Annotated in this window: 25 protein-coding genes; 17 read left to right on the top strand and 8 right to left on the bottom strand. The window is 63.1% G+C overall.

What is annotated here, in order from left to right:
- Window position 1: 1 nt before the first annotated feature.
- Window positions 2-316, bottom strand: a complete 315-nt coding sequence (locus IFU31_RS15725) for a DUF883 family protein (RefSeq protein WP_122478822.1) — start codon at window positions 314-316, stop codon at window positions 2-4.
- A 179-nt stretch (window positions 317-495) separates the two neighbouring features.
- On the opposite strand from IFU31_RS15725, the gene IFU31_RS15720 reads away from it, so the two are divergent.
- Window positions 496-810, top strand: coding sequence for a transcriptional regulator (locus IFU31_RS15720; protein ID WP_122478820.1), 315 nt, complete (start codon window positions 496-498; stop codon window positions 808-810).
- Window positions 811-864: 54 nt separating this feature from the next.
- Window positions 865-1755: a pseudouridine synthase gene (locus tag IFU31_RS15715; protein ID WP_192103639.1), complete on the top strand. Its 891-nt coding sequence runs from the start codon at window positions 865-867 to the stop codon at window positions 1753-1755.
- A gap of 57 nt (window positions 1756-1812) precedes the next feature.
- Here the strand turns inward: IFU31_RS15715 and IFU31_RS15710 are convergent, their stop codons facing one another.
- Complete coding sequence (locus IFU31_RS15710) at window positions 1813-2034, bottom strand: YgdI/YgdR family lipoprotein (RefSeq protein WP_043188230.1); 222 nt, start codon at window positions 2032-2034, stop codon at window positions 1813-1815.
- A 113-nt stretch (window positions 2035-2147) separates the two neighbouring features.
- The gene (gene mobA / locus IFU31_RS15705; protein WP_192103637.1) at window positions 2148-2732 is read right to left on the bottom strand and encodes a molybdenum cofactor guanylyltransferase MobA; all 585 of its coding nucleotides are present in this window, start codon (window positions 2730-2732) and stop codon (window positions 2148-2150) included.
- A 73-nt stretch (window positions 2733-2805) separates the two neighbouring features.
- On the opposite strand from mobA, the gene moaB reads away from it, so the two are divergent.
- Both moaB and IFU31_RS15695 read left to right on the top strand, forming a co-directional pair.
- Complete coding sequence (moaB, locus tag IFU31_RS15700) at window positions 2806-3345, top strand: molybdenum cofactor biosynthesis protein B (RefSeq protein WP_122478815.1); 540 nt, start codon at window positions 2806-2808, stop codon at window positions 3343-3345.
- Window positions 3338-4552: a molybdopterin molybdotransferase MoeA gene (locus IFU31_RS15695; RefSeq protein ID WP_342345289.1), complete on the top strand. Its 1215-nt coding sequence runs from the start codon at window positions 3338-3340 to the stop codon at window positions 4550-4552. Before moaB ends, IFU31_RS15695 begins: the two co-directional genes overlap by 8 nt.
- Here the strand turns inward: IFU31_RS15695 and IFU31_RS15690 are convergent.
- Window positions 4549-6018: a mannose-1-phosphate guanylyltransferase/mannose-6-phosphate isomerase gene (locus IFU31_RS15690; protein ID WP_122478811.1), complete on the bottom strand. Its 1470-nt coding sequence runs from the start codon at window positions 6016-6018 to the stop codon at window positions 4549-4551. The two genes, IFU31_RS15695 and IFU31_RS15690, sit on opposite strands and share 4 nt — an antisense overlap.
- Window positions 6019-6359: 341 nt before the next feature.
- On the opposite strand from IFU31_RS15690, the gene yegS reads away from it, so the two are divergent.
- The 3 genes from yegS to IFU31_RS15675 all read left to right on the top strand — a co-directional run bounded on the left by yegS (window position 6360) and on the right by IFU31_RS15675 (window position 9144).
- Window positions 6360-7262, top strand: a complete 903-nt coding sequence (gene yegS / locus IFU31_RS15685; protein ID WP_192103635.1) for a lipid kinase YegS — start codon at window positions 6360-6362, stop codon at window positions 7260-7262.
- An 81-nt stretch (window positions 7263-7343) separates the two neighbouring features.
- Window positions 7344-8273, top strand: a complete 930-nt coding sequence (locus tag IFU31_RS15680) for a chemotaxis protein CheV (protein WP_122478808.1) — start codon at window positions 7344-7346, stop codon at window positions 8271-8273.
- Between the two features lie 67 nt (window positions 8274-8340).
- A complete protein-coding gene (locus IFU31_RS15675; RefSeq protein WP_185793712.1) occupies window positions 8341-9144 on the top strand; it encodes an MOSC domain-containing protein in 804 nt (267 codons plus the stop codon).
- 33 nt (window positions 9145-9177) lie between these two features.
- On the opposite strand, the gene IFU31_RS15670 is transcribed toward IFU31_RS15675, so the two are convergent.
- Window positions 9178-11109: a transglycosylase SLT domain-containing protein gene (locus IFU31_RS15670; RefSeq protein WP_122478804.1), complete on the bottom strand. Its 1932-nt coding sequence runs from the start codon at window positions 11107-11109 to the stop codon at window positions 9178-9180.
- Window positions 11110-11289: 180 nt separating this feature from the next.
- On the opposite strand from IFU31_RS15670, the gene IFU31_RS15665 reads away from it, so the two are divergent.
- Window positions 11290-13203, top strand: coding sequence for an ATP-binding cassette domain-containing protein (locus IFU31_RS15665; RefSeq protein WP_122478802.1), 1914 nt, complete (start codon window positions 11290-11292; stop codon window positions 13201-13203).
- 60 nt (window positions 13204-13263) lie between these two features.
- Here IFU31_RS15665 and IFU31_RS15660 read toward each other — a convergent pair whose 3' ends face one another.
- On the bottom strand, window positions 13264-13707 hold the full coding sequence (locus IFU31_RS15660; RefSeq protein WP_043188257.1) for a universal stress protein: 444 nt from the start codon (window positions 13705-13707) through the stop codon (window positions 13264-13266).
- Between the two features lie 109 nt (window positions 13708-13816).
- On the opposite strand from IFU31_RS15660, the gene IFU31_RS15655 reads away from it, so the two are divergent.
- The 7 genes from IFU31_RS15655 to IFU31_RS15625 all read left to right on the top strand — a co-directional run bounded on the left by IFU31_RS15655 (window position 13817) and on the right by IFU31_RS15625 (window position 21915).
- Entirely contained in the window at window positions 13817-14254 is a 438-nt protein-coding gene (locus IFU31_RS15655) for a hypothetical protein (protein WP_192103633.1), read from the top strand.
- A 318-nt stretch (window positions 14255-14572) separates the two neighbouring features.
- Window positions 14573-16750, top strand: coding sequence for a fatty acid oxidation complex subunit alpha FadB (gene fadB / locus IFU31_RS15650; RefSeq protein WP_192103631.1), 2178 nt, complete (start codon window positions 14573-14575; stop codon window positions 16748-16750).
- Window positions 16751-16753: 3 nt separating this feature from the next.
- On the top strand, window positions 16754-17929 hold the full coding sequence (gene fadA / locus IFU31_RS15645) for an acetyl-CoA C-acyltransferase FadA (protein ID WP_043188265.1): 1176 nt from the start codon (window positions 16754-16756) through the stop codon (window positions 17927-17929).
- Window positions 17930-18021: 92 nt separating this feature from the next.
- Window positions 18022-18273, top strand: coding sequence for a DUF1653 domain-containing protein (locus IFU31_RS15640; protein WP_122478796.1), 252 nt, complete (start codon window positions 18022-18024; stop codon window positions 18271-18273).
- Between the two features lie 99 nt (window positions 18274-18372).
- Entirely contained in the window at window positions 18373-20985 is a 2613-nt protein-coding gene (topA, locus tag IFU31_RS15635; RefSeq protein WP_192054165.1) for a type I DNA topoisomerase, read from the top strand.
- Window positions 20986-21109: 124 nt separating this feature from the next.
- Window positions 21110-21631, top strand: coding sequence for a DUF6586 family protein (locus tag IFU31_RS15630; RefSeq protein ID WP_185793708.1), 522 nt, complete (start codon window positions 21110-21112; stop codon window positions 21629-21631).
- A gap of 50 nt (window positions 21632-21681) precedes the next feature.
- A complete protein-coding gene (locus IFU31_RS15625) occupies window positions 21682-21915 on the top strand; it encodes a hypothetical protein (protein ID WP_163007598.1) in 234 nt (77 codons plus the stop codon).
- A 62-nt stretch (window positions 21916-21977) separates the two neighbouring features.
- Here IFU31_RS15625 and sulA read toward each other — a convergent pair whose 3' ends face one another.
- Complete coding sequence (gene sulA / locus IFU31_RS15620; RefSeq protein WP_122478790.1) at window positions 21978-22454, bottom strand: SOS-induced cell division inhibitor SulA; 477 nt, start codon at window positions 22452-22454, stop codon at window positions 21978-21980.
- A gap of 9 nt (window positions 22455-22463) precedes the next feature.
- Complete coding sequence (gene lexA, locus IFU31_RS15615) at window positions 22464-23072, bottom strand: transcriptional repressor LexA (RefSeq protein WP_043188277.1); 609 nt, start codon at window positions 23070-23072, stop codon at window positions 22464-22466.
- A 229-nt stretch (window positions 23073-23301) separates the two neighbouring features.
- Between lexA and IFU31_RS15610 the strand changes: the two genes are divergently transcribed.
- Both IFU31_RS15610 and nagZ read left to right on the top strand, forming a co-directional pair.
- A complete protein-coding gene (locus tag IFU31_RS15610) occupies window positions 23302-24009 on the top strand; it encodes a TetR/AcrR family transcriptional regulator (RefSeq protein WP_122478788.1) in 708 nt (235 codons plus the stop codon).
- A 45-nt stretch (window positions 24010-24054) separates the two neighbouring features.
- Complete coding sequence (gene nagZ / locus IFU31_RS15605; protein ID WP_192103629.1) at window positions 24055-25065, top strand: beta-N-acetylhexosaminidase; 1011 nt, start codon at window positions 24055-24057, stop codon at window positions 25063-25065.
- Window positions 25066-25070: the final 5 nt, after the last annotated feature.

The raw sequence follows: 25070 nt of genomic DNA, 5'->3' as shown, positions 1-25070 counted from the left end.
ATCAGTGCCTTGTGGCCAGCAGGCCCAGAAGGAAGCCTACGCCTGCGGCGATGCCGACGGACTGCCATGGGTTTTCCTGAACGTAGCCTTCGGCTGCGACTACGGCCTCCTGGCTGCGCTCGGCTGCGGTTTCTTTGGTCTGCTGCAGCGATTCGCGAGCCTTCAGCAGGCTCTCGTTGATCTGCGCGCGCAGTTCTTCGGCCTGGGTGCCGGCGATGCTGGCGGTGTGTTCGAGAAGTTTCTCGGTGTCACGGACCAGGGTCTGAAAATCGGCTTTGAGAACTTCTTGGGCTGCTTTGGTGCTCGGGGTGGCCATGTTGATCTCCATATGGGTGGCGTCTGGATATTTCGAGTGAGGGTGATCCCGAAGGTTCAGTGCCATTGCGCTGCATAATCCTTTGTATAGCCCATTATCGAAATGTCGGGGCAATTGACGGGTCTCGGACGGCTGCCTTATGCTGTATAAATATACAGTATATGGATAATCACTCGCCCATGCTCAACGTCGAACAACTCAAGTACAGCGTCAACCGCATGGCCCCGGACGTAGTTCGCGAAGCCGTGCTGGAACTGCGTCTCGACGGCCTGGTTACCGAAGGCAAGACCCCGTTCAGCAAGCTGCACTTCAACACCTGTTTTGCCGAGGTCGAGGCGCTGTTCCAGCGTGCCGGCTATCACCGACCGCTGGATGTGGTCGGCTACAAAGGCCTGCTGTACGCCTTGTACGACCCAACCCGCTGGGAAGCGGTGGAGGTGCTGCGCTGGCTCAAGGAATTCACCGAGGCAGCCGAGGCTGTCCACGCGCGATGACAGCCGTAACGCCGTGGGCGATACTCGCGGCCTGAAACCATCGTGGATCTAGGCATGTCTGTACCCAAATTCGACCCTGCTGCGCATCAGGCCAGCACCCTGTGCCTGCCACCGGGCAAATGGGCAACCGTGCTGGATTGCCTGTGCGAACATTTTCCGGCCATCGATCGCGCTCAGTGGCTGAGCCGCATGGCCAGGGACCGGGTGCTGGACGCCGACGGCGTACCCATCGGACCTGCCCATGCCTACCGCCAGGGCCTGCGCATACACTACTTTCGCGAAGTGCCGAACGAACGGCCGATCGCTGCACAGGAGCAGGTGTTGCACGTCGACGAGCATCTGGTGGTGGCCGACAAGCCTCACTTCCTGCCGGTGACCCCGACCGGCGAGTACGTCGAACACACTTTGCTGCGGCGGCTCATCCGCCGTCTCGACAACCCGCACCTGGTGCCGCTGCACCGCATTGACCGGCATACGGCAGGTCTGGTGCTGTTCTCGGCCAATCCGCAGACACGCAGTGCCTATCAGCAGCTGTTTCCCACTCGACAGATCGAAAAGCGCTACGAGGCCATCGCGCCCGCACTGCCTGAGCTGGTCTTTCCGTTGGTACATCGCAGCCGCCTGGAGCATGGCGAACCGTTTTTCCGCATGCGTGAAGCGCCGGGGACGAGCAACAGTGAAACCCGCCTGGAAGTCGCCGAGAAAGGCGAACACGTGTGGCGCTACGTGCTCAACCCGGTCACCGGCAAGACTCACCAGTTGCGCGTCCACATGACCGCGCTGGGCGCCAGCATCTGCAACGATCCGTTCTACCCGCAGCTCAGCAATACCGAGGTGGACGACTATGCCCGGCCGTTGAAATTGCTGGCACGCTCGCTGCAATTCCACGACCCGATCGACGGTCGTTTGCGCAGCTTCGAGACCCAGCTGAAGCTGACCTTCTAAAACGACAAAGCCCGCCATGAGGCGGGCTTTGTCTTGCAACATTGGAACTCTGTTTGATCAGAGTTCCTTGACGGTACGTACCTGGTCTTTGTTGACACGGGTAGTCTTGCCGTCCAGCTGCTCGAATTCGTAGAAACCGGCGTCTTCGTCGTAGGAGGGCGTGTCCACTGCCTGGATTTCACGACCGTCGTTCAGGGTGATCACGGTAGGCGATGCGCAACCGGCAAGCGATGCCAGGCCCAGCGCGAGCATGAAGGCGGGAAGGATCCGGTGAGTCATTGTGTTTCTCCACAAAACAAAAAAGGGTGCTGGCGTATACGGGAATGAGACGCTGGTTGCGCCAGCAAAGTTCCGTTGGTCCGACCGGTGCAGTCTAGCGTTTGCCGACCCGCTCAGCGACCCAGCAGTTGAGGCGTATTGAGATTGGCCAGGCGCGGATCGTTCTCGGCACATTGCAGCGGCTGGGCGCCGAGTGCCAGCAAGACCTTGCGCGGGCTCCGTTCGCCGGCATCCCAGGCTTGTCGCACGAGCGGTTGATGCACCTTGCCAACGATGCACAGCAACGGTTCCCAGAACTCACCTTGACGCACCATCAGCGGTTGGGTTGGATGAGTTTGCTGCGCATGGCGCATGGCGTCGAGCAGGGCCTCGTCCACGCCCGGCACATCGCAGGGCAATACCAGCAGCAGCGGGTGTCGAGCGGCGCCCAGGCCGGCCAGAATGCCCGCCAGCGGTCCGGGAAAGTCGCTGCTGTCGTCGTGCACCAAGCGGTCGGCGAAGGCTGCGTATCGCGGATGATTGCGGTTGCACGAAATGATCAGGTCATCGGTCAGGGGTCGCACGCGTTGCTGCAGGTGCTCGATCAAGGGCCGGCCATGCCAGTCGATCAGGCCCTTGTCGCGGCCGCCCATGCGTTGTCCGCGGCCGCCTGCCAGCAGCAGGACAGAGCAGGGGGGCAAGGTGTCGGCAGGGTTCATTCGGGGCCTCGGACAGTGGCTGTGGGGCTGTGATATAACACCGTCCATCCCGCCAAACAACCGGACCCAGCCAATGAAAGCCAAGGCAGATGTACCCTTTGTGCCGCTCAATATTGCGGTGTTGACTGTCAGCGACACCCGCAGCGTGGAAACCGATACCTCTGGCCAATTGTTCGTCGATCGCTTGAGCGCGGCGGGCCACGGCCTTTATGCCCGCGTGCTGCTCAAGGACGACCTGTACAAGATTCGCGCACAGGTGGCGCAGTGGATCGCCGATGACCAATGCCAGGTGGTGCTGATCACCGGCGGCACCGGCTTCACCGGCCGTGATAGTACGCCGGAAGCCGTGGCCTGCCTGCTGGACAAGCAAGTCGATGGCTTCGGCGAGCTGTTCCGGCAGATCTCCGTCGCCGACATCGGCACCTCGACCGTGCAGTCGCGTGCGCTCGCCGGGCTCGCCAACGGCACCCTGGTGTGCTGCCTGCCCGGTTCGACCAATGCGTGCCGTACCGGCTGGGATGGGATTCTCGCCGAGCAATTGGACGTGCGCCACCGGCCGTGCAATTTCGTCGTGCACCTCAAGCAGGCCGAGCCCTGCGTCAGCCGTGGCTGAGTTGCCGGCGGCGCAGCCGCTGCTTCCGGTAGAACAGGCACTGGCGCAACTGCTGGCCATGGCCGATGCCACGCCTGTGCGCGAGCGCGAAAGGGTCGCCCTGGCCCAGGGCGTCGGTCGCGTGCTGGCCACTGACCTGATCGCCACGCTCGACCTGCCGCCTTGGCCCAACAGTGCCATGGACGGTTACGCGCTGCGCCGCGAAGACTGGCAGGGCGAGCCGTTGCGGGTCAGCCAGCGTGTGTTCGCGGGCGCCGTGCCCGCGCCCCTGGAACCCGGCACGTGCGCACGCATCTTTACCGGCGCGCCGCTGCCCGAAGGCGCCGACTGCGTGGAAATGCAGGAGAACGTGCAAATCGTGGACGACCAGCGGGTGAGCTTCGGCCAGCCCTTGAGGGTCGGCCAGAATATCCGTCCCCAGGGCCAGGAAACCCGCATCGGCGAACGCCTGCTCGAAGCTGGGAGCCGCTTGGGTGCGATCGAACTGGGCCTGTTGGCCTCCATGGGGCATGCGCACATCGACGTGGTCCGTCGGCCACGGGTGGCGGTGCTGTCCACAGGAGATGAATTGGTCGAGCCAGGTCAGCCGCTGGGGCCAGGGCAGATCTACAACAGCAATCGTCAGGTGCTGTGCAGTGCCTTGAGTGGTTTGGGCTGTGAGGTGGTGGATGCCGGGATTCTGCCCGACGATCTGCAGCAGACACGCCAGCGCCTGGCGGCTCTGGGTGATGTGGACCTGATTCTGTCCACGGGGGGCGTCTCGGTGGGCGAAGCCGATTTTCTCGGCATCGCCTTGCGTGAGGAAGGGCAGTTGGCCCTCTGGAAACTGGCGATCAAACCCGGCAAGCCACTGACGTTCGGCCACTTCCGTAGCGTACCGGTCATCGGCCTGCCGGGCAATCCGGCATCGACACTGGTCACTTTCACCCTGCTGGCACGGCCTTACCTGCTGCGTCGGCTGGGTGTTCGCGACGTTGCGCCGCTGAGCTTCCAGGTGCCAGCCGGGTTTGCCTGGCCGCGCGCCGGTACCCGTCGCGAGTACCTGCGCGGGCGTATCGAGCAGGGCCGGGCTGTGATCTACCCCAATCAGAGCTCCGGCGTGCTGCTCAGCGCGGCCTGGGCCCATGGGTTGGTGGAAATACGCGAAGGCTGCACATTGAATGAAGGCGAACTGGTCGCCTTCATCCCGTTCAGCGAGCTTTTTTAAGCGTTGCTCTTGGTCGCTTCGACGGCCGCCGGTGCGCGGCCGTAGATGTCGGTGAAGCGCACGATATCGTCTTCGCCCAGGTATTCACCGCTCTGCACTTCGATCATGACCAGGTCGATCACCCCGGAGTTGACCAAGCGGTGCACGTGGCCCTGCTTGATGAAGGTCGACTCGTTGGTGTCGAGCAAAAACTCGTTGTCACCGTTGGTGACTCGGGCCATGCCGCTGACCACGATCCAATGCTCGCTGCGGTGGTGGTGCATCTGCAGCGACAGGGTGCCGCCGGGCTTGACCACGATGCGCTTGATCTTGAAGCGCTTGCCTTCCTCGAGGATGGTGTACGTGCCCCATGGCCGAGTGACCGTGCGGTGCAGTCGGAAGGCATCGTGACCCTGGCGCTTGAGCTGCTGGGCAAGGAACTTGACGTCCTGGGTACGGCTGCCGTCGGCAATCAGCAGTGCGTCGGGCGTATCGATCACCACCAGGTTGTCGAGGCCGACGGCGCCGACCAGGCGGCGTGGCGAGTCGATGTAGCAGTTGCTCACGTCATGCAGCACGGTTTCGCCGTTGCACTGGTTGCCCTGTGCGTCGGCTGGAGTCAGCTCGCGCACCGCCTGCCACGAACCGATGTCGCTCCACCCCATCTGGCACGGAATGACCGCCACCTTGTCGGAGCGTTCGAGCAGCGCGTAGTCGATGGAAATGTCCGGCGCCAGGGCAAAGGTGCTGCTGTCCAGCTCGACCTGCAGCTCGCGGTTGCCCTGCTTGCTGTGGCTGACCTGCAGGCAGGTGGTGGCCGCCAGCAGCACGTCGGGTGCGTGCTTTTCCAGTTCGCGCAGAAGCACGTCCACGCGCATGCAGAACATGCCGGCGTTCCACAGGTAGTCGCCGCTGTCCAGGTAGGCCTGGGCGGTGGCCTGGTCCGGCTTTTCCCGGAAGTGCGCGACTTGATAGCTGCCATCGCCCAGGTCGGCGCCGCGCTCGATGTAGCCGAAACCGGTTTCCGCCGTTTGCGGCACCAGCCCGAACGTCACCAGCCAACCCTCGTCGGCTTTCTTGCGTGCTGCGCTGACCGCGGCCTGGAAAGCGTCGATGTCGCGGATGAGGTGATCGGCCGGCAGTACCAGCAACTGCGCCGACGCGCCGTAGTGTTTGGCGGCATGCAAGGCGGCGCTGGCGATGGCTGGCGCAGTGTTGCGGCCCGCAGGTTCGAGAATGAAGTCGAGCAGGGCATCGCGGTCGTTCAATTGGCGGTAGTCGTCCAGCGTGCGGAAGAACACCTCACGGTTGGTCACCGTCAGCACCCGCTCCACGCCTGGCAATTGCGAGGCACGGGTGAAGGTTTTCTGCAGCAGGCTTTCGCCGTCCGGCAGGCGCATGAACGGCTTGGGCATGGCTTCGCGCGATACGGGCCACAGGCGGGTGCCGGAGCCGCCGGCGATGATGCAGGGAATCAGAGTCGTCATAGGTCGAGCCTCGAGTTGAAGGTGGCGGACGGCACCTGCGAAGGCAAGCGCACACGTCCAGCCGGGCTGGATGCATGAAAAGGTCGATGAAGAAGGGCAGGGCGCAGGATTCGGCGATTCGACAATGCTACCGCCCGCCTGGAGACGGGCTGGACGTGCAGGAATCGGGAGGTAACGGCGACTTCGATAGTGGCCAGTTGCTTCGCAGTAAAGCCTAAACGAGAACGGTTGGCGAGTGGTAAATGTACGAATGGTTAAAAACTTTTCGTCGGGGCTTTTTTTCCTGCGGCTGTGGTCACATCAGGCACAGTTCCACTTACTGGCCACCGGAGACATGCAGCATGAGCGAGCGCAAGGCAATTCTGATATTGCACGGCAAACAAGCTTCCAACGAAGACGTCCGCAGCGCGGTGGAGCATTACCGGGAGCAGGGCAAAGCGCTGGACGTGCGGCTGACCTGGGAAGGCGGCGACGCCCAGCGTCTGGTCGATGAGGCACTGCAAGCCGGCTACACCCAGATCATCGCCGGCGGTGGCGACGGCACCCTGCGCGATGTAGCCGAAGCGATGGCGCTGGCCAAGACCGACGCCAGCTTGGCGTTGATGCCCCTGGGCACAGCCAACGATTTCGCACGTGCCGCCGGCGTTCCGCTCGAACCCGAACACGCATTGGCGCTGCTTGCCCGCGAGCCTCAGGCCATCGATCTGGGTGAAGTGGGCGGGCAGGTGTTTCTCAACATGGCAACCGGTGGTTTCGGCAGTCAGGTCACGGCCAATACCTCCGAAGACTTGAAGAAGGTGCTCGGTGGCGCCGCCTACCTGTTCACCGGGCTGTCGCGGTTCAGCGAATTGCGCGCTGCCTCCGCCTCGCTCAGCGGCCCGGACTTCCATTGGGAAGGCGATCTGCTGGCGCTGGGCATCGGCAATGGACGCCAGGCCGGTGGTGGCCACGAATTGTGCCCCGAAGCCGTGGTCGACGACGGACTGCTGGAGATCAGCATTCTGCCGGCACCGACCGAAGTGGTCGGCACCTTGAAAAGCCTGCTCGGCGGCGGCGGACTGGAAACACTGTTCGTGCGTGCGCGGCTGCCGTGGGTTGAAATCAACAGCAAGGAAAACCTCGACATCAACCTCGATGGCGAGCCATTGCGGGGTGAAAACCTGCGCTTCAGCACCATGCCCAAGGCATTGAAAGTTCATTTGCCCGCGGGGTCGCCGCTGCTGAGCCATGGACAACTGACTTAACAGCGCCGACGGCAGTCAAGATATTCGCGCCAGCGCCGATAGCCCGGTACCTCTTCTTTCACTTGGGCTTTGGAGTTCTACATGGCCGGCATTCTTGACTCGGTTGACCAACGTACGCAGCTGGTGGGTGAAAACCGTCTGGAGCTGCTCATGTTTCGCCTGGCCGGCAGGCAACTGTTCGCGATCAACGTGTTCAAGGTCCAGGAAGTCCTGCAGTTGCCCAAGCTGACGCTGATGCCGCAGCGCCATCCGTATGTCTGCGGTGTGATCAATCTGCGCGGGCAGACCCTGCCGGTGATCGACCTGTCCCAGGCCATCGGCATGCGCCCGCTGGTGCCGGGGCCGAGCAGTACCATCATCGTCACCGAATACAACCGCTCGATCCAGGCCTTCCTGGTCGGTGGTGTCGACCGCATCGTCAACATGAACTGGGAAGCCATCCTGCCGCCTCCGGCCAGTGCCGGGCGCCAGCACTATCTGACCGCAATCAGCCGGGTCGACGAGCAACTGGTCGAGATCATCGACGTGGAAAAGGTGCTCGCCGAAATCGTCCCCTACAACGCCCGCGTTTCCCGCGACAAGCTCGACGACCCCTTGCTGGCGCGCGCTCGTGGCCGGGAAGTGCTGCTGGTGGATGACTCGACGGTGGCACTGGCGCAGCTGCGCGATACCTTGTCGCAGCTGGACATCAAGATGCACGTGGCCAGCGATGGCCTGAAGGCGTTGAACAAGCTCAAGGCGTGGGCCGACACCGGCGAGCGCATGACCGACAAACTGCTGATGGTCTTCACCGACGCCGAGATGCCGGAAATGGACGGCTACCGGCTTACCACCGAGATCCGCAACGATCCGCGACTACGCGACCTCTACGTGGTGCTGCATACCTCGTTGTCGGGCAGCTTCAACGAATCAATGGTGAAAAAGGTCGGCTGTGACAACTTCCTGTCCAAGTTCCAGCCCGACAAACTGGTCGACGTGGTTCGCCAGCGCCTGGAGCTGGATCAACGCTGACAGGCCCTCGTTATTCTCCTGCCGGTTCCGCTAGACTGGGTTTTTCTCTGTCCTGAGGAGCCGGGCCATGTCGAGCCTTGCCGCGCTGTACCGTTACCCGCTCAAATCGGCCATTGGCCAGTCGCTGCAGCAGTCGCCTGTGGATGGCCTGGGGCTGCTCGGCGATCGGCGCTGGATGCTGGTCGACGCCCAGAGCGGTCGGTTCCTCAGCCAGCGCGCAGACCCTCGCCTGGGGCAGTTGGGTACGCAAGTCGGTGAAGACGCAGGCCTGCGCCTGAGCGCAAGCGGATACCCTGAGCTGAACGTCGCGGTCCCGGAGTCAGGCGAACTGCGCGGAGTCACGCTGTGGAACGACAGCTTCCGCGTGCCCGACGCCGGCGAGGAAGCAGCGCGCTGGGTCAGTGATTTCGTCGGTAAGCCGACTCGGCTGGTGTACGTGCCTACCGAGCGCGCCCGTACCGTCAGCGCCGGTTACGGCGAGGGCGGCGACAAGGTGGCTTTTGCCGATGGCTTTCCACTGTTGTTGATCGGTCAGGGCTCGCTGGACGACCTGTCCGCACGGGTCGGACGGACGCTGGAGATGGCGCGGTTTCGGCCCAATCTGGTCGTCCAGGACAGCGCCGCCTTCGCCGAGGATGGCTGGAAGCGCATTCGCATCGGCGGCCTGGATTTTCGTGTGCTCAAGCCCTGCGCGCGCTGCATTCTGACCACGCTCGACCCGCACACCGGGGAGCGCAGTGCCGATCGCGAGCCCCTGGCAACCCTCAAGCGCTACCGCCAGCAGGACGGCCACGCCATGTTCGGCCAGAATCTGGTATGCGATGGCGCCGGCGTGCTGGAAGTGGGCATGCCGATCACCGTGCTCGAGTGACGGGCCGGCAGCCGGCGGGCTGCCAGGCTGGGCTCACTGGTCGTCGAAGAAGCGTTCGTGCCAGTCCACCACCGGCTGCGGCGCGTTGAGCTTCTCGCCATAGATGACCGCGTAGGACAGCACGTTCTGCACGTACTGGCGGGTTTCATCGAATGGAATGGACTCCACCCAGACATCGAAGCTCAGGTGATTCGCGCCTCTGAGCCACTGCCGTACGCGCCCGGGGCCCGCGTTGTAGGCGGCCGAGGCCAGTACCCGGTTACCGTTGAACTGGCTGTGTACCTGGCTCAGGTATGCAGCACCGAGCTGGATGTTGGTGTCGGGATCGAGTACCTGCTGGGGCGACGACAGCGGGATGCTGAACTTGCGCGAGGTTTCCTTGGCGGTGCCCGGCATCAACTGCATCAATCCCATGGCGCCGGCGCCGGAACGGGCGTCGTCCATGAAGGCGCTTTCCTGACGGGTGATGGCGAACACCCAGCTGGTGTGCAGGCCTCGCACATTGGCTTCGCGAATCAGGGTGTCGCGGTGGGCCATCGGGAAGCGGATGTCCAGGTCGTCCCAGTACTGCGCCTGGCTGATCGTGCGAATGGCCGGAAAGTACCAGCGCATGTCGTAGGCCAGCTTGGCCTGGGCGACCATCTCGTCGCGGTCGAAATGGCGGCTGACGTGATACCACTCGCGTCGCGCATCGACGATCTGGCCACGTGCGTAGAGCTCGAGCGAACGACGTACACCGGCGGTGTTGCGCACCTTGTTGACCAGCGCCTGGCTCATCACCAGCGGCTTGTTGTTGAGCGAGTAGGGCGCCTGGATGCGGTCGGCCGCCAGGAAGCCGTAGAAGTCGCGCTCCTTGGCCACCGCCTTGTACAGCGAAGGCACCTTGGCACTCTGCGGCTGGGCCAGCTCCAGGCTGCGCGCCTGCCAGTACTGCCAGCGGTTGGTCTTGGCCAGGTCCTTGGGTAGGCGGGTGGTCAGGTCGTAGGCGTCCTGCCAGCGGCCCAGGCGCAGCAGCAGGCGCAGGCGCCATTCGGTCACGGTGTCGTCGCGCAGCTCCGGATCGTAGCGAGTCATCAGCTCCAGCGCCCGCGGATCGTAGCGCCGCGCCAGGGTCAGGCCGATCTCGCGGGCGATGGCAACCTTCTCCTCGGCCGAGAAACGCATGCTGCTGGCATAGCTGTCGAGCATGCGCATGGCTTTTTCCGGGTCCTGACGGGCCAGGCGGCGCAGCCCCAGCCCGACCACGTCGGACATGGCTTCGTCGACCGGCATGAAACGCGCCGGTTGGTCGAGCAGTTCGGGTTTCTGCGCGACATCCAGCAGCAGTCGACCCTGGCTCGACAGGCTGGTCAGGCTTTGCACCAGGCTGGTGGCCAACGGGTAGTTGCGCTCCTGGGCTGCGAGCTTGGCGCGCTGCCAGCGCTTGTTCTCGGTCAGCTGGCCTTCGCTGGCCCAGCGCTGGAACAGCCCGTCGCAGGCCGTGGGCAGCGATTTGCCGGTGAGCCACAGTTTGTCGGCATTGGCATAGCCTTCGGCGCGCAGCTGGCTGTTGCTCAGCTGGTACTGGCCGTACAGGCAGTCGAGCTCCTTGAAGTTGAGCTTGGGGTCGTAGTATTTGACGAACGGCGCCCACTCGCCGCGCTCGGCGAGCTGCCGCAGCCAGCGCAGTTTCATCCAGTTGGCCTGGGGCAGGTCGCCGTGCTTGGCGAGAAAGCCTTCGATCTCGGCGTTGCTGGCGCTGCGCAGGCGCGGGGTGAGCTCGTCGTAGGCCAGGTAGGCCTCCAGCGGGTAGTCCTGAAGCTCGGCGGCGTAGCGCATGTACGGACCGCTGTCGCCCTTGGCCAGGGCGCGCTTGGCCTCGTCGTAGTATTGACGCTGCGTGGCCAGGTCGGCGGCCTGGACGTTGGCGACACTGGATGCAGAGAGGATGAGGCAGGACAACAAGCTGAACAGGCGACTGCGCATGAGACTTCCAGGCAGAAAAGACGTGACAAGTGTCGGCAGTGCCAGCACTAAAGAAGTGAGCCTAGCTTAGCCTCTAGGGCAGGCGCGATGAAAGCGTTCAGGATCATTCATTTTATTGCCGCCTTCGGTCTGCCAGGGCAAAAGTCGGTTAGAATGCGCGCCCGGTTTTTGGAGAAGCTCATGACCCTGCTCAAATTCAGCGATGTGTCCCTTGCATTCGGCGCGATGCCGTTGTTGGACAAGGTGTCCTGGCAGATCGCCCGTGGTGAGCGGGTGTGCATCATCGGCCGCAACGGCACTGGCAAATCCAGCATGCTGAAGCTGGTCAAGGGCGTGCAGAAACCCGACGACGGCGCCGTCTGGCGTGCGCCGGGGCTGAAGATCGGCGAGCTGCCGCAGGAACTGCCGGTGGCCGACGACCGGACCGTGTTCGACGTGGTTGCCGAGGGCCTGGACGGGGTCGGCGCGCTGCTGGCCGAGTACCATCACCTGAGCCAGAACATCGTCACCGACGAAGACCTGAACAAGCTCATGCATGTCCAGCAGGATCTCGAAGCCCGTGACGGCTGGCGCCTGCAGCAACTGGTCGACAGCACCCTGAGCCGCCTGCAGCTGCCCGCCGACAAGACCTTGAAGCAGCTGTCCGGTGGCTGGCGCCGCCGCGTCCTGCTGGCCCAGGCGCTGGTGTCCGAACCTGACCTGCTGCTGCTCGACGAACCGACCAACCACCTGGACATCGGCGCGATCGCCTGGCTCGAAGAAGCCCTCAAGGATTTCCAGGGGGCGGTGCTGTTCATCACTCACGACCGTTCCTTCCTGCAGAATCTGGCCACGCGCATTCTCGAGCTCGATCGCGGCGGCCTGATCGACTGGAACGGCGACTACGCCAGCTTCCTGGTGCACAAAGAGGCCATGCTGTCGGCCGAGGAAACCGCCAACGCGCTGTTCGACAAGCGCCTGGCCCAGGAAGAAGTGTGGATTCGCCAGGGCATCAAGGCCAGACGCACCCGCAACGAAGGCCGGGTGCGTGCGCTCAAGGCCCTGCGTGTGGAGCGCGGCGAACGTCGCGAACGTACCGGCAAGGCCAACATCCAGCTCGATACCGCCGACAAGTCCGGCAAGCAGGTGATGGTGCTCGACAACGTCAGCTTCGCCCATCCGGGTGGGCCGATGCTGATCAAGGACTTCTCCATGGTCCTGCAGCGCGAGGACCGTATCGGCCTGCTGGGGGCGAACGGTACCGGCAAGACCACGCTGCTCAAACTGATGCTCGACAACCTGCAGCCCACCAACGGTTCGGTCGACGTCGGCACACGCCTGGACGTTGCCTACTTCGACCAGTTGCGTCACCAGCTCGACCTGGAAAAGACCGTCATCGACAACGTTGCCGAGGGCCGCGACTTCATCGACATCGACGGTCAGAGCCGCCACGTGCTGAGCTACCTGGGCGACTTCCTGTTCAGCCCGCAGCGTGCACGCACGCCGGTCAAGGCCCTGTCGGGCGGTGAGCGGGCGCGCCTGTTGCTGGCCAAGCTGTTCAGCAAGCCGGCCAACCTGCTGGTGCTGGACGAACCGACCAACGACCTCGACGTCGAGACCCTCGAACTGCTCGAAGAAGTGCTGTCCGCTTTCAAGGGCACCGTATTGATGGTCAGCCACGACCGGGCCTTCCTCGACAACGTGGTCACCAGCACGCTGGTGTTCGAAGGCGAGGGCAAGGTTCGCGAATACGTCGGTGGCTATCAGGACTGGATCCGCCAGGGCGGTTCGCCCAAGCTGCTCGGCGTGACCGAGAACAAGTCAGGCAAGGCCGAGCTCAACAGCGCCGTGGTCAAGGCCGCAGAGCCTGCACCTGTGGAAGCACCGGCGCCCGCCAAGAAGAAGCTCAGCTACAAGCTGCAGCGCGAGCTGGAAGCCCTGCCGGGCCAGATCGAAGCCAAGGAGCAGGAAATCGCTGCGCTGGAAGCCGAGATGGCCGATGCCGGGTTCTATCAGCGGCCTGCCGCGCAGACGGCGGAGGTGATGGCCAAGCTGGAAGCCTCGCAGGCCGAGCTGGAAGTCATGGTCGAGCGCTGGGCCGAACTCGACGCCTGAGCCCTCGACCCTGGAATCATCAGCGAGGCCGCAGCTGCTGCTCGGCCCCGCTGATGATCCTTATTCGGCGCGCTTGACCAGGCGCACCGCCAAAACGTCGCACGGCGCACCGTGCAACACGTCGTTGGCCGTCGAGCCAAGCAGCAATGCCAGGCCATGACGGCCATGACTGCCGACCACCACCAGGTCGCATTCCGATTTCTTCGCCAGGTTGTGAATCTCCTGACGCGGCTGGCCGTAGGTCAGGTGGCAATCGCCGACGACCAGGTCCGGGTACTTGACCTTCAGCGTTTCCAGGCGCTCCTTGGCCTGATCGAACTGCTGCTGCTGCAACTGCGAGAGGTCCATCGGCACGTCCCCGCCGAAAGCCATGGCCATGGGTTCGACGATGTGCACCAGCGAGAGCTTGGCGCCGTTGCTGACCGCCAGCTCCCGGGCCCGCTTGATGACCGGGTCACACTCCTCGGTGAGGTCGACGGCGACCAGAATGTGTTGGTAGGGCATGAGAAGCACTCCTGACGATTGCGATAGCTTGAGTATGGACTGTTTGGGCGAGGCGCAACATGAACAACCCTCGCCGATCTATTTGAAACGCTTAGCGGGTGTACTCTTTATGACGGTGTGGATAGTCGTGTCAATCCTTGCGCTGATTCTCAGCCCCATGGTATGGCTGCGGCCGTCGCGCAGCCAGAGCGGCCGCATGGCCGTGCGCCTGCAGGCGCGGCGGATGGGCCTGGCCATGCAGCTGGCTCCCCAGCAGTGGCCGCACTGGCTCAGCGTCGAGCCACCCGACCCCTGTGCGCAATACCATCGGCCACGCCGCAAGGGCAGGGTCGACAGCTGGAGCTACTGGCAGACCGAGCCAGGGGTCTGGTGCAACCAGTGGCGCGAAGCCTGTATCGATCCGCTGCTGCTGCCTCACCTGGCCACGTTGCCCGCTGACGTCTACAAGCTCGAAGCCGGGCCGCAGATGCTCGCGTTGTACTGGGGCGAGAAGGGTGACGAAAAGGTGCTTCAGGATATTGAAAAGGTCCTGCAAGCACTGGCTTGATCGTTGTCTCGAGCTATCGTCATATGCCTGCGGCAGGCTGTCGCAGGTGCGCGTTTCTGCGCATTCCAGAAATGACCGCAAAGTCGCGTTTTCTCGCGGCTGGCGCGGCATTTGACAATCGCCCGCAATTCCGTGAATGTACACGCAGCCCAATCAAACGGGCGTATGAATCGAGCGTTTTTCAGTCACGCTCCAGCACTATCCCGACTACCGCGCTGACGGGTATGCCTGGCTACAGAGAGTGGCGGCCATGTATCGCCCCCTTTTATCCAGCGTCAGGCGTGTACTGTTCAGCTTCCATATCGTGGAGATCAGTGGATGATTTACGAAGGTAAAGCCATCACGGTGAAGGCTCTTGAAAGCGGCATCGTCGAACTGCGGTTCGACCTCAAGGGCGAGTCCGTCAACAAATTCAACCGCCTCACGCTCGAAGAGCTGCGCGAAGCGATCCTGGCAATCAAGGCCGACGCTTCGGTCAAGGGCGTGATCGTCGCCAGTGGCAAGGACGTCTTCATCGTCGGTGCGGACATCACCGAATTCGTCGAGAATTTCAAGTTGCCCGAAGCCGAGCTGGTCGCGGGCAACCTGCAGGCCAATCGCATCTTCAGCGACTTCGAGGACCTCGAAGTGCCGACGGTCGCCGCCATCAACGGCATCGCCCTGGGCGGCGGCCTGGAAATGTGCCTGGCTGCCGACTACCGGGTCATGTCCAGCGAAGCGAAGATCGGCCTGCCCGAGGTCAAGCTGGGCATCTACCCAGGTTTCGGCGGCACGGTGCGCCTGCCGCGCATCATCGGCGCCGACAATGCCATCGAGTGGATTGCGTCGGGCAAGGAAAACGGCGCCGACGATGCGCTCAAGGTGGGTGCAGTCGATGCGGTGGTGGCGCCGGACAAGCTGGCGGCCGCCGCGCTAGACCTGCTCCAGCGCGCCATCAGCGGCGAGTTCGATCACAAGGCCAAGCGCCAGCCCAAGTTGGTCAAGCTCAAGCTCAATGCCATCGAACAGATGATGGCGTTCGAAACCGCCAAGGGCTTCGTCGCCGGCCAGGCCGGGCCCAACTATCCGGCGCCGGTCGAGGCCATCAAGACCATCCAGAAAGCAGCCAGTTTCGGTCGCGAGAAAGCCCTCGAAATCGAAGCCGCCGGCTTCGCCAAGATGGCCAAGACCTCGGCTGCGCAAAGCCTCATCGGCCTGTTCCTCAACGATCAGGAGCTCAAGCGCAAGGCCCGTGGCTACGACAAGGTGGCCCGCGATGTGAGTCAGGCGGCCGTGCTGGGCGCTGGCATCATGGGCGGTGGCATCGCCTATCAGTCGGCGCTCAAGGGCACGCCGATCCTGATGAAGGACATCAACGAGAAGGGCATCGAACAGGGCCTGGCCGAGGCGTCCAAGCTGCTCGGCGCGCGCGTCGAAAAAGGTCGCCTGACCCCGGCGAAGATGGCCGAAGCGCTCAACGACATTCGTCCGACGCTGTCCTACGGCGATTTCGGTCATGTCGACATCGTCGTCGAAGCGGTGGTGGAAAACCCCAAGGTCAAGCAGGCAGTGCTGGCCGAAGTCGAGGCGCAGGTCAAGGACGACACCATTCTGGCGTCCAACACCTCGACCATTTCCATCAACCTGCTGGCCCAGGCGCTCAAGCGTCCGGAAAACTTCGTCGGCATGCACTTCTTCAACCCGGTGCACATGATGCCGCTGGTCGAAGTGATCCGTGGCGAGAAGTCCAGTGAGGTTGCCGTGGCGACCACCGTGGCCTATGCCCGCAAGATGGGCAAGAACCCCATCGTGGTCAACGATTGCCCCGGCTTCCTGGTGAACCGCGTACTGTTCCCATACTTCGGCGGTTTCGCCCGGCTGGTCAGCGCCGGTGTCGATTTCGTGCGCATCGACAAGGTCATGGAGAAATTCGGCTGGCCCATGGGCCCGGCCTACCTGATGGACGTGGTCGGCATCGACACCGGCCATCATGGCCGTGATGTGATGGCCGAAGGCTTTCCGGATCGCATGAAAGACGAGCGTCGCTCCGCCATCGACGCGCTGTACGAGGCCAACCGCCTGGGGCAGAAGAACGGCAAGGGCTTCTATGCCTACGAAACCGACAAGCGCGGCAAGCCGAAGAAGGTGGCCGATCCTGCGGCGCTGGACGTGCTCAAGCCGGTGATCTACGAACAGCGCGAGGTCTCCGATGAGGACATCGTCAACTGGATGATGATCCCGCTGTGCCTGGAAACCGTACGCTGCCTGGAAGACGGCATCGTCGAAACCGCGGCCGAGGCCGACATGGGCCTGGTCTATGGCATCGGTTTCCCTCCGTTCCGCGGCGGCGCGCTGCGCTACATCGATTCGCTGGGCGTGGCCGAATTCGTCGAACTGGCCGACCGCTACGCCGAACTGGGTCCGCTGTACCAGCCTACGCAGAAGCTTCGTGAAATGGCGCGTGCTGGCCAGACCTTCTTCGGGCAAGCGGCCAACGTACAGAACAAGGGTGAATGACTGATGAGCTTGAATCCTAGAGACGTGGTGATCGTCGACTTCGGTCGCACCCCCATGGGCCGTTCCAAAGGCGGCATGCACCGCAACACGCGCGCCGAGGACATGTCGGCGCACCTGATCAGCAAGCTGCTGGAGCGCAATGCCAAGGTCGATCCGGCCGAAGTCGAGGACGTGATCTGGGGCTGCGTCAACCAGACCCTGGAACAGGGCTGGAACATCGCCCGCATGGCTTCGCTGATGACGCAGATCCCGCACACTGCGGCCGGCCAGACCGTCAGCCGGTTGTGCGGCTCGTCCATGAGCGCGCTGCACACTGCCGCCCAGGCGATCATGACCGGCAACGGCGACGTGTTCGTGGTCGGCGGCGTCGAGCACATGGGCCATGTCGGCATGATGCACGGCGTGGATCCGAACCCGCACATGTCGCTGTACGCCGCGAAAGCCTCGGGCATGATGGGGCTTACCGCCGAGATGCTCGGTAAAATGCACGGCATCACTCGCGAACAGCAGGATGCCTTCGGCGTGCGCTCGCACCAGTTGGCCCACCAGGCCACGGTCCAGGGCAAGTTCAAGGACGAGATCATCCCGATGCAGGGTTGCGACGAAAATGGCTTCATCAAGGTCTTCGACTACGATGAAACGATTCGCCCCGACACCACCCTGGAAAGCCTTGCGGCGCTCAAGCCTGCCTTCAACCCGAAGGGCGGTACGGTCACGGCCGGTACTTCGTCGCAGATCACCGACGGTGCCTCGTGCATGATCGTGATGTCGGCGCAGCGCGCCCAGGACCTGGGCATCACGCCATTGGCGGTAATCCGCTCCATGGCAGTGGCCGGCGTCGACCCCGCGATCATGGGCTACGGGCCGGTTCCGGCCACCCAGAAAGCGCTCAAGCGCGCAGGTCTGGGCATTGCCGACATCGACTTCATCGAACTCAACGAAGCCTTCGCCGCACAGGCCCTGCCTGTGCTGAAGGATCTGAAAGTGCTCGACAAGATGAACGAGAAGGTTAACCTGCATGGCGGCGCGATCGCCCTGGGGCATCCTTTTGGCTGTTCAGGCGCACGAATTTCCGGCACTTTGCTCAATGTCATGAAGCAGAATGGCGGCACTTTCGGCCTGTCCACCATGTGTGTAGGCCTGGGGCAGGGCATCACCACGGTCTTCGAGCGCGTCTAGTCCTGACGAGCGAGTCGAACGAACCGGGGCCCAGTGTCCCGGTTTTGTTTTTTCCCGGTTCATTCGAAAAAGTATTTCAAGCGAGGCGCAACATGCATATACAACCAGGGCTCTATCGTCATTACAAAGGCCCCGAGTATCGTGTCTACGGCGTCGCGCGCAGTTCCGAGGACGAACAGGAAGTGGTGTTCTACCAGGCGCTGTACGGTGAATTCGGCCTCTGGGTGCGCCCGCTGAGCATGTTCCTGGAGTCGGTCGAGGTTGACGGCGAGAGCGTCCCGCGCTTTGCTTTGGTGAAGGCCGAACCCAGCCTGTTTTCCGTTCCGCAGGCGCCGACCGCTTGAACCTCGGCGCTTGACCTCACGTTCTCACCACTATATATAGCGGGGCCTCGCAAGGCGCCGCATGCCTTTCATTTCAAGTATTCAGGAATTTTCCGATCCATGGGCAAATCGCTGGTCATTGTGGAATCCCCGGCTAAGGCCAAGACCATCAACAAGTATCTGGGTGACCAGTACGTGGTGAAGTCGAGTATCGGCCATATCCGAGACTTGCCCACCAGCGGTTCGGCGAGCGCCAGCAAGGAGCCGGCCGCCAAGCGCGGCAAGGCTGCGGCTGCCGACGCGCCGGCGCTGTCGCCCAAGGAAAAGGCCCGCAAGCAGTTGGTGGCACGCATGGGCGTCGATCCGGACCAGGGCTGGAAGGCCAAGTACGAGATCCTCCCCGGCAAGGAAAAGGTCATCGAGGAACTGCGCCGGCTGGCCAAGGACGCCGACACCATCTATCTGGCGACGGACTTGGACCGCGAGGGGGAAGCCATTGCCTGGCACCTGCGCGAAGCCATCGGTGGCGATGACAGCCGCTACAAGCGCGTGGTGTTCAACGAGATCACCAAGAAGGCCATCCAGGAAGCTTTCTCTCGCCCCGGCGAGCTGGACATCGACCGTGTCAACGCCCAGCAGGCGCGGCGTTTCCTCGACCGCGTGGTTGGCTACATGGTGTCGCCGCTGCTCTGGCAGAAGATCGCCCGCGGGTTGTCCGCTGGTCGCGTGCAGTCTGTCGCGGTGAAGCTGGTGGTCGAGCGTGAGCGTGAAATCCGCGCGTTCAACCCCGAGGAATACTGGGAAGTGCACGCCGACCTGGCGTCGGCCAAGGCCGCCAAGGTGCGTTTCGAAGTGGCTCGCGAGAACGGCGAAGCCTTCAAGCCCCTGAACGAAGCCCACGCCATGGCCGCGCTGGCCAAGCTCAAGGATGCCAGCTACAGCATCGTCAAGCGCGAAGACAAGCCGACCAGCAGCAAGCCGTCGGCCCCGTTCATTACTTCCACGCTGCAGCAGGCCGCGAGCAACCGCCTGGGCTACGGCGTAAAGAAGACCATGATGATGGCGCAGCGCTTGTACGAGGCCGGCTACATTACCTATATGCGTACCGACTCGACCAATCTGTCGGTCGACGCCGTGGAGATGGCCCGCGCCTACATCGAGAACGAGTTCGGCAAGAAGTACCTGCCGGAAGCACCGATGGTGTACGGCAGCAAGCAGGGCGCCCAGGAAGCACACGAAGCCATTCGCCCATCGGACGTGAACACTCATCCGAGCAAGCTGAACGGCATGGAACGCGATGCCGAGCGCCTCTATGAATTGATCTGGCGCCAGTTCCTCGCGTGCCAGATGCCGCCTGCCCAGTACCTGTCGACCACCGTCACGGTGGCAGCGGGTGATTTCGAGCTGCGCGCCAAGGGCCGTATCCTCAAGTTCGACGGCTACACTCGCGTGCTGCCGCAGATGAGCAAGCCGGGCGACGACGACGTGCTGCCGGAAATGAACCAGGGTGAGCAGCTCAAGTTGCTGCACCTGGACCCTACCCAGCACTTCACCAAGCCGCCTGCGCGCTATTCCGAAGCGAGCCTGGTCAAGGAGATGGAAAAACGCGGCATCGGTCGTCCGTCGACCTACGCGGCGATCATCTCGACCATCCAGGACCGTGGTTACGTGGCGCTGCACAACCGTCGCTTCTACTCGGAAAAGATGGGCGACATCGTCACCGAGCGGCTGTCCGAAAGCTTCTCCAACCTCATGGACTACGGCTTTACCGCCGGCATGGAAGAGAACCTCGATGACGTGGCGCACGGCGAGCGCGACTGGAAGAACGTTCTCGACGAGTTCTACGGTGACTTCAAGGGCAAGCTGGACGTTGCGGGTGCGGCCGACAGCGGCATGCGCGCCAACCTGCCGACCCTGACCAACATCGCCTGCCGCGAATGCGGTCGGCCGATGATGATCCGTACCGCATCCACCGGGGTGTTCCTGGGCTGTTCGGGCTATGCGCTGCCACCCAAGGAGCGCTGCAAGGCCACCATCAACCTGATTCCAGGTGATGAGATAGCGGCCGACGACGAGGGCGAGTCCGAGTCGCAGATTCTGCGCGGCAAGCATCGCTGCCCGGTCTGTGCGACCGCCATGGACGCGTACCTGCTGGATGAGAAGCGCAAGCTGCACATCTGCGGGAACAACCCCGACTGCCCGGGCTACGAGATCGAAGAGGGCAACTACCGCATCAAGGGCTACGAAGGGCCGAGCCTGGAGTGCGACAAGTGCGGCAGCGAGATGCAGTTGAAAACCGGCCGTTTCGGCAAGTTCTTCGGCTGCACCAATCCGGAGTGCAAGAACACCCGCAAGCTGCTCAAGAGTGGCGAGGCGGCGCCGCCCAAGATGGACGCGGTGAAGATGCCCGAACTCAAGTGCGAGAAGGTCAACGATACCTACGTGCTGCGCGATGGCGCATCCGGTCTGTTCCTGGCGGCCAGCCAGTTTCCGAAGAACCGCGAGACTCGCGCCCCCCTGGTGCTCGAGATCATCCCGCACAAGGATGAGATCGATCCCAAGTACAGCTTCCTGTTCGACGCGCCGATCAAGGACCCGGACGGCCGTCCGACCGTGATTCGCTACAGCCGCAAGACCAAGGAGCAGTACGTGCAGAGCGAGGTCGAGGGCAAACCGACCGGTTGGAAGGCGTTCTACGACGGCAAGACGTGGAAGGTCGAAGACAAGCGCTGAAGCGCTGTCAGCACCAAGGCCGCACCGTCCCCAGGGCTGTGCGGCCTTTTCATTTGTGGCTTGCACTGGCTGGGCAGGTTCCCGACACTGTGGCAGTCGAGTGTTCACTGCGGAGATCGCCAGCATGGCCTATGAGCTCTATACCCGTACCAACCAGAAAATCTATTTCGCCGGGCTGGCGCTGGAAGCCATGGGCAAGGCCGAACTGGGCCAGGCCATCAATGCGCAGGCTCAGCTGCAGGCGCAGCGCGAATCCGCGCTGTTCCACCTGTACGGTGCATTGTTGGGGCTGTGTCACGAGATCGCTGGTTATTACCGCCTGCCTCAGGCCGGCACTGCCCGTGCGGAAAACCTGCTGACCCCGCAAGCGCTCGACGGCACGTCCATTCCCGAGCTGGCGGAGTTGGTGGAGCTGGCCCAGCATTCGCATACCTGGCTGGCGCAACTGCTTGCGGCGCACAGCGCGCTGTTCGTGCCGCCCAAGGCGCCCAAAAAGCCCAAGGGCGATGTGACCCAGCCACTCATCCAGGCAGTCAATCTGGATGAAGTCGAAGAGCCGGAACTCAGCCGCGAGGTGCTCGAAAGCTGGCGTCAGCAGCTCAAGGGCCTGACCGTTCGTTTCCGCGAAGGGCTGAGTGAGTGCTGATTTGCACTGGCACTGCTACAATGCCCGCCTTTCGTGGAGAACATGTCCTTATGCCAACGTCCTTTCTTGAGATTGTCGAGCTGCCTGACGGCCGCATCGAGTTGCGTCGTGCCGAGGACGAAGGTTCGCTGGTGACGCTGAATTTTTCCGAAGATGCCAAGGCATTCCTGCAGGGCCAGCACGTGGAAGTGGCCAAGGCCATGCTCAGTGTCGGTGTGCAGATGGCCGGCAAGCTGGTAGAAGGCGAAATCGACAAGGACGACGGGCCGCACGTCCTGCACTGATCCTGCCACGCAGCGAGCGCCTTGCGCTGGCCTTGGCGGGCAGTATCGTTTGACCGCAGGTATCACCCCAAACGGATGTTCAGGCTCTGTGCGCTGCCCTGGCGCGCCGCTGCCATCAATTGCTGCCTCGCCACGGACGGCAGTGGGTTGAGCCAGCTCACCACGGTATGGCTGCGCCCCAGGCGCAGCGCCTCGCATGCCAACTGCTGGGCGCTTTGCATACCGCGCGGCTGCAGCAGCAATATGCGTTCGCGATTGAGCCCTGCATCGCGTAGCCAGGCCTGCGTCAGGCTGGCCGGCGGAGCGATCAGCGTCAACCAGCGCGCGTCCTGCTCTTCGCTCAATTCCCGCAGCATGGGTGCCAGCAGGTTCAGGCAGTTCCCCGCGGCACCACGCAGAGACATCTCGCTGAATACATCCGGATCGGCGACAGTCCAGGGCGATTCTACGGCCTCCTTGAACAGCGGCGTTACCGGTGCAGCCATGAATGCTTCGAACAGCGACATTTGTGCTTGTTGGGGTGACAGGGGAAACTGCATGATGCCTCCTTATCGACGAATGACGCCGACGCTCAGACCTTCAATGACCAGATCCTGATCCTTGAGGTCGACTTCAATGGGTGCGAAGTCGGGGTTTTCCGCGACCAGGAAAACCTTGTTGCCTTCGCGCTGGAACCGCTTCACGGTGACTTCGTCGCCGATGCGCGCCACCACGATCTGCCCGTTGCGGACTTCGCGGCAGGTGTGCACGGCCAGCAGGTCACCGTCGAGAATGCCGACGTCACGCATGCTCATGCCCTGTACGCGCAGGAGGTAGTCGGCGCGAGGATGGAAGAAGCCCGGGTTGATCTTGCAGGACTCTTCGATGTGTTCCTGCGCCAGAATCGGCGCACCTGCAGCAACGCGCCCGACGACTGGCAGGCTGGCGTCGTCGTTGCGGGCTTCGGAGCCGGGGATGCGGATGCCGCGCGAGGCGCCCGGGGTCATTTCGATGGCGCCTTTTCGCGCCAGTGCCTTGAGGTGTTCCTCGGCCGCGTTGGGTGACTTGAACCCCAGTTCCTGAGCAATTTCCGCACGGGTAGGTGGAAAGCCATTGTCGTCAAGGCAGCGCTTGATGAAGGCCAGAATTTCAGCTTGGCGTGGCGTCAATTTCAACATGTCGATGGCTCTGTCTTTTTGTACAGTGACTGGGATTATATACAGTAGATGGCCCTTGGCAATACCGTTTTCCGGGCGCGTCGCCTGCCGAAGTTCGCATGCTGCGCTAAGGCGATGAATTTGTATGCTTTAATACGTGACCGCATGGCCACGAAAAGCCTGTATGGACTTGACAGTCACGCACTTTGAAACGTATGTTTCAAACAAGTGTTTGTCAGGCGGAGTTGCCATGGCCCAGTCGGAAACCGTTGAACGCATCCTCGATGCCGCCGAACAGCTTTTTGCAGAGAAAGGCTTCGCGGAAACCTCGCTGCGCCTGATCACCAGCAAGGCTGGGGTCAACTTGGCGGCGGTGAACTACCACTTCGGTTCGAAGAAAGCGCTCATCCAGGCGGTATTCTCCAGATTTCTCGGGCCTTTCTGTGCCAGCCTCGACCGCGAGCTGGAACGGCGGCAGACCAGCGCGATGCCCAAGGCCAGCCTCGAAGAGCTGCTGGAAATTCTGGTAGAGCAGGCGCTCGTGGTCCAGCCGCGCAGCGGCAACGATCTCTCCATCTTCATGCGTTTGCTGGGCCTGGCCTTCAGCCAGAGCCAGGGTCACTTGCGCCGTTACCTGGAAGACATGTACGGCAAGGTCTTTCGTCGCTACATGCTGCTGGTCAACGAAGCCGCACCGCGCATTCCCCCCCTCGAACTGTTCTGGCGCGTGCATTTCATGCTGGGCGCTGCCGCCTTCAGCATGTCCGGGATCAAGGCACTGCGTGCCATCGCGGAAACCGATTTCGGCGTCGATACCTCGATCGAACAGGTAATGCGCTTGATGGTGCCGTTCCTCGCTGCAGGCATGCGCGCGCAGAGTGCGGTGACCGACCAGGCCATGGCCGCCGCTCAATTGCGGCCACGCAGCAAGAGCGCCCCGGCGGTTGCCAAGGCCTGACGTGTGCCCGGTCGCCCTCCAGATCCCTCTCTACAAGGAAAATCCATGAGCGCTCGTCTGCAAGGCTCCCTGATGGTCGACGTCGCCGGTACCTGGCTCAGCGCCGAGGACCGCCATCTGCTGCGCCAGCCCGAAGTGGCCGGGTTGATCATTTTCGCGCGCAACATCGAGCATCCGCGTCAGGTACGCGAGTTGACCGCCGCGATTCGCGCTGTTCGGCCCGACCTGATCCTGGCCGTTGATCAGGAGGGCGGGCGTGTGCAACGGCTGCGCCAGGGCTTCGTGCGTCTGCCGGCCATGCGCGAGGTGGCATACCACGCGGATGCGGCCGTCCTGGCCGAGCACTGCGGCTGGTTGATGGCCGCCGAAGTACTGGCGGTCGGGCTGGACCTCAGTTTTGCGCCGGTGCTGGACCTGGATCACGGGCACAGCGCCGTGGTCGGCACCCGCGCGTTCGAAGGCGATCCCGAGCGGGCCACGCTGCTGGCGGGCGCGTTCATCCGTGGCATGAATGCGGCAGGCATGGCGGCATGCGGCAAGCATTTTCCCGGTCACGGCTGGGCGGAAGCCGATTCTCACGTGGCAATTCCCACCGACGAGCGCAGCCTCGAGCAGATTCGCGCCTGCGATCTGGTGCCATTCGCGCGGCTGGCAGGCAAGCTGGCGGCGGTCATGCCGGCCCATGTCATCTACCCCCAGGTAGACAGCAACCCAGCCGGCTTTTCGCGCCGTTGGCTGCAGGACATATTGCGCGGCGAGCTGGGCTTCGAAGGGGTGATCTTCAGCGACGACTTGTCGATGGCCGGCGCCCATGTGGTCGGCGACGCCGCCAGCCGTATCGAGGCGGCCCTTGGCGCTGGTTGCGACATGGGCCTGGTGTGTAACGACCGGGCGGCGGCCGAGGTGGCCTTGAGCGCGGCGCAGCGCATGGGCGTGCAGCCCTCGCCACGCATCGCCGCCATGCGCGGGCGGACCCACGCCGACGTCGAGTACCGCCGGCATCCGCGTTGGCAGCAGGCGACAGCGGCATTGCGCAGCGCCGGCCTGATCGACTGAGGGTT

The organism is Pseudomonas sp. CFBP 13602 (assembly GCF_014842725.1).
Classification (GTDB): Bacteria; Pseudomonadota; Gammaproteobacteria; order Pseudomonadales; family Pseudomonadaceae; genus Aquipseudomonas; species Aquipseudomonas baltica.
Note: the sequence above shows the minus strand (reverse complement) of the source record. Positions and strands in the feature narration are given on the sequence as shown.